The organism is Rhizobium sp. 05L419, assembly GCF_056397845.1.
The window spans coordinates 1-4,373 of sequence record NZ_JBFTOF010000063.1; the positions used below are offsets into that span (position 1 = coordinate 1).

General features: G+C 57.5%; 5 protein-coding genes. 3 read left to right on the top strand and 2 right to left on the bottom strand.

The window, feature by feature from the left end:
* Nucleotides 1-177: ankyrin repeat domain-containing protein (locus AC1DMK_RS30810; RefSeq protein WP_477864014.1), on the bottom strand; the 177-nt coding region annotated here is incomplete at its 3' end.
* Between the two features lie 494 nt (nt 178-671).
* Nucleotides 672-890: a DUF982 domain-containing protein gene (locus AC1DMK_RS30815; protein ID WP_037060996.1), complete on the bottom strand. Its 219-nt coding sequence runs from the start codon at nt 888-890 to the stop codon at nt 672-674.
* A 379-nt stretch (nt 891-1,269) separates the two neighbouring features.
* On the opposite strand from AC1DMK_RS30815, the gene AC1DMK_RS30820 reads away from it, so the two are divergent.
* The 3 genes from AC1DMK_RS30820 to AC1DMK_RS30830 all read left to right on the top strand — a co-directional run bounded on the left by AC1DMK_RS30820 (nt 1,270) and on the right by AC1DMK_RS30830 (nt 3,291).
* Nucleotides 1,270-1,911, top strand: coding sequence for a metallophosphoesterase family protein (locus AC1DMK_RS30820; RefSeq protein ID WP_477864012.1), 642 nt, complete (start codon nt 1,270-1,272; stop codon nt 1,909-1,911).
* 472 nt (nt 1,912-2,383) lie between these two features.
* Nucleotides 2,384-2,914: a BA14K family protein gene (locus AC1DMK_RS30825; RefSeq protein ID WP_037061001.1), complete on the top strand. Its 531-nt coding sequence runs from the start codon at nt 2,384-2,386 to the stop codon at nt 2,912-2,914.
* Nucleotides 2,915-3,024: 110 nt separating this feature from the next.
* Nucleotides 3,025-3,291 carry a hypothetical protein gene (locus AC1DMK_RS30830; protein WP_477864013.1) on the top strand — a complete coding sequence of 89 codons (267 nt, stop codon included), beginning with the start codon at nt 3,025-3,027 and terminating at the stop codon, nt 3,289-3,291.
* Nucleotides 3,292-4,373 lie beyond the last annotated feature (1,082 nt).

Below are 4,373 nucleotides of genomic sequence, written 5' to 3' on the forward strand. Positions count from 1 at the left end.
AACCGCAAGGATGAGGGGAGTGGCTCCCTTGTCCTGCTCCTCAATGTCCGCCCCCGCATCKAGGGCCGCCGCGAGCGCTGCCAGGTCGCCGCTCTTGGCCGCCTCGTGAAGCGGACCGCCTTGGGACGTTGCGAAAATGCTCAAGTAGACGAGTACGCTTCCTACCAGCCCACGCATCGGTCTCTCCCTGGGCTAACTTAGCGGCTGAGATTGTATACCCCATCTACTGGACCGAACAGCCATCGCACGAGCGTCGGGCGAGGTCCTGGAAAACCTAGATAGAAAAATCCCGTAGTCGCGCTTTTGCCAGCCCCCAACGTCGTGCGGGCGTGCGGCCCTATAGGTGAATGCTCCCGCCCGAGCAGGGATGAGATGGCGGAGCCGGTTTGGCGTCAAGAAGTAAGACCCGCCGTTCTCAATTCCTCAATGATATCAATGGGGCGATATTTGGTCCCACCTTATCTAAGGTACTTGATTTTGTTAGATCTTCGTACATCTGTAGGGGTCGCCAATCGATTTTCAAAATATTGATTTTGTTAAATCTATTGGCTGCCTTCCCATTCGCTGAATGGTAAGGGGATAGGTCGTTCCCGTTCAGTTCGGTAGCGCACCAGGGGTGCCGACTGAACAAGCTCGCCGCGCGCCCCGTTCCCATGGACCGGGCTCGACAGTCAGTGCGCAGCCGCGAGCTGGACGGCCCTTCTCGCATCTTCAGCACGCACCCGCCCCTCGATGGCATCTCGGCATGCCTTCCAAGCGTGCCGCCATTTGGGCGTGCTCTGGTTGGGCTCATGGACCAGCCAATTGATGGCCTCCTCAGGGGAGCCGACAACAATGCGGATGCGGTTGTCTCCGAGCACTAGGGGATTCTTCCATCGATGTACGATCATGACCGCGCTCCGATCGTGGGGGTGTCAACAAGTCCCAGGGCGCGGCGCCGTTCCAACTCGGGGAAAAGGAACAGGAACCGCGAGATGAACGAGTTCGCCGGATTTGCCAAATCGGTCATCGGCGGACATTGGGCAATGCTCCGCTTTGCCAGAGATGGGCATCCGAAGCGGATAATGGAAGGGGCGACAAGCCAAAGGTGTTCCCGACGGAGCTTGACGCTCAGAGGGCTGCTACAATTCATCTACTCGCCGACTTCAATGGGCATCTGCTACGCAACGGCGAGACCATCGACGCGACGTCTGACGCCGACGCCCTACTTCTCCCCTTCGGGCCGATCACCCGAGGGGGTAAAGTCATACCGGTAGAAAGGGTTGGAGCATGAGTCTCACGTTTGCTGTCGGCGATGTCCACGGATGCTTCACGCAATTGGAGGAGATGATCCGCAGGATTGATTCCTTTGGCCCTGGGACGGTCGTTTTCCTCGGGGACTATATTGATCGAGGTCCCGACAGCTGCGCAGTCATCGACAGGCTGATGGTTGGCCCTAGGGCATCCAACTCGAAGTGGATCGCGCTCAAGGGCAATCACGAAGACATGATGGTCGGCGCTCTAGACGGGAGCTATGACGAAAGCTGGTGGCTTGACAATGGTGGCCTTGAGACCCTTGCATCATACCGGAACGATATCCCTACCGCCCACCTCGCATGGGTCGCTTCCCTGCCTTTGATACACCAGGACGAGCATCGCATCTTCGTGCACGCAGGCGTCAAGAATGGCGTCTACTTCGAGGATCAGACGGCCGACGATTTGATGTGGACACGCTTCCCCGCCGGCTACTCTGGCGAATACTGGGGAAAGCATCTCGTACACGGACATACACCGTCACTCAAGAACCCACAGACAATTGGCAACCGTACTAACCTTGATAGCGCATGCGTTTTTGGAGGCCGGTTATCGTGCGCGGTCTTCGATGATGGCGTCGCCGGCGGCCCGATCGAATTCATCGAGGTCGGTGGATGAGCAGCAGGCTCGATGCACTTCTCGACGGTCTCGGCATCAAGCCAATGCCGGTCTATCGACGCCGTGCAGCCGCGCAAAAGCTAGTAGAAGTTGTTGCCGGTGCCGCGAACCGGGCCTATCCCTGCCGGGCTTGCGTAGGTTGTGTTTTCTGAGCTGGTGGTTGTGCACCCTGAAAGGGTCAAAAGCGCTATTGCCGCGGCAGCCAAAAAATACTTCAGAGGCATGGCATTGTCCGATCATTGGAGACTGCCCAAGTCTCAAGGGCCATAGGCCGAATACTCCTTCAAATCATCAGCAATGGCAAGCGGAAGGGTGCAACCAAGTCGAGTCAATTGACAACCGAAATGGGCGAGTGCGCCTTGGAACCGACCGAGCGTACGCCGCGACAATCACATTGGCGTGACCTTGATCTGAGGGAGGGCACAAAATACCGTTTCAGCCGTTTGCCCTGTGAAAGTACAGGGTGGTTAAAATGAGGAACTTCGCAGTCTTTTGCCTTTCGCTGGTGGCTGCATTGTCGAGCGTGCTACCGGCTCAAGCATTCCCATCCTTCAAGGCGCCGACGGTACAAGCTACGGATGGACAACTGATCCAATATCGCGGGCACTACGGCCGCAACTATGGCCGCTACTACGGCGGCAGCTGGGGTGGTTACAGAAACTATGGTCGCAGCTATTACGGTGGCTATCGGCCCTACGGTGGCTATCGGCCCTATGGTGGCTACCGCTACGGACGCTATGGCGGCTACTATGGCCGTGGCTTCTATGGCGGTGGATACTACGGCGGCGGTTACAACGATTTCGGCCTGCTACTCGGCGGACTGGCGACGGGCGCGATTATTGGCGGTGCGCTCGCTCAGCCAAGGTATTACTATGATCAGCCACGATATTACGGCAACTCGCACGCCGACTGGTGCTATTCCCGATATCGTTCCTATAGGGCCTATGACAATACGTTCCAGCCTTACTACGGCCCTCGGCGGCAGTGCATTGGTCCCTACTAGAAATCCGCTCCTGACACCCACCGCGCCGAGGAGAGCGGTCAACTAACTATTCTCCAAACCGTGGACCTTGGCAGCGAACCGGTGTTTGATGTCCTTTCATGGAGCATCGAATGCGAATTGTCCCGATGATTGCCAGCGCAACGGTCGCAGTCGCTTTGGCAGCTTGTACTACCTCAATGGCGGAGATTCCGCCGCTTCCAGGAAGCCTGACATACGGCGGCAGGGTAATTCATTCTCCCTATAGGCCAGGAACTGTCATCAAAAACACGTTCCTCGGGAAGTTCGGATACCGCATCAACGAGCGTTATGTCGTCCAGCCTGACGGGACGCTAAAACTCACCTATCAAAAAGCCGGACAAGACTACTATATCGAATGAGGGCCCAGACGAGCCCTCGGTCAGCCCGTCTCCCCTGCGAAAGTGCAGTGTGGTGCCCGTCCTCAACCGACCGTTGCCGCGTTCCTGCTGGAGCCTCCACAAATCGTCTGGCCTTGACGAAGAGGCCGGAGTTCCAACGAGCTAGGCAACGCGTACGACCTCGTCGGACAAAAGAAGCAGGAAGGTGGCATCATCCAGCCTCTCCGCGATTTCGCCGTCTTCCGTAACGTAATCCGTTCGGGGGCTTGCTGATACGTCGAGTGCGAGCCGAGACGTTAGTATCTGCTCGATGACAGTATAAMGTCTTCCCGAATTGCTCTCGCAGTGAAATCGCTGTGTTTCGGTGTAATGCGCCATGATCAAGAGCCTCTGACGTTGATCAATACTCTTTAAGTACTTTGCCACATCGTCCTAGGAGTCAATGACCGACACAAGGCTCGCCACGGTGGGCTTTGTGTTTCATCAGAGAGCATAAACAATTGGCTAAACGCCAGAGATCTGCGCGACGTTTGAGGCGTCGTTCGGGTCTCTATGACCCCAATTGCGGCGCCGCTAAGCCACAACTGGCACTCACAGCATAGTGTAAACCTTGTGTTGCGGTGTTCACCTTGCGCTAGTCGCATGGGGCCCAACGTCTTCCCGCTTGAGTGCGAAGGAAATGAAAAATGAATGTAATGAAGCGGTTCGCACTGGGATGGTCAAGGTTTGCATTGGCGCCACCTCTCTGACGTCGGTCTATGCCGGCCCAATGCCATCTGCTCATGCCACGCCTGCTCAAAATGACGTGGTTCAGGCCCGCGACGATCACCGGCCGCCGCCACCTTATGCCCACGGGATCGGTACGACCGCTACGCCTACCGCGAACGCGAACCCGAGCGCCGCGGCTACTACCGTGGATATCGGGGCTACCATGATCGCCGCCCTGGGCGGCTCGGCCAAGCGCCCTTGGCGCAGCTCTTTGCCATGAGTTCGGCCTGTTGGGATGAGCGTCATCAATCCGGCCGGTCCTGGCGAGGGCTTGCCCGCTATGCGGTGGACGGCAGCACGCTGCGCACGTCTGACAGTGAGGAGAACCGCGCGCA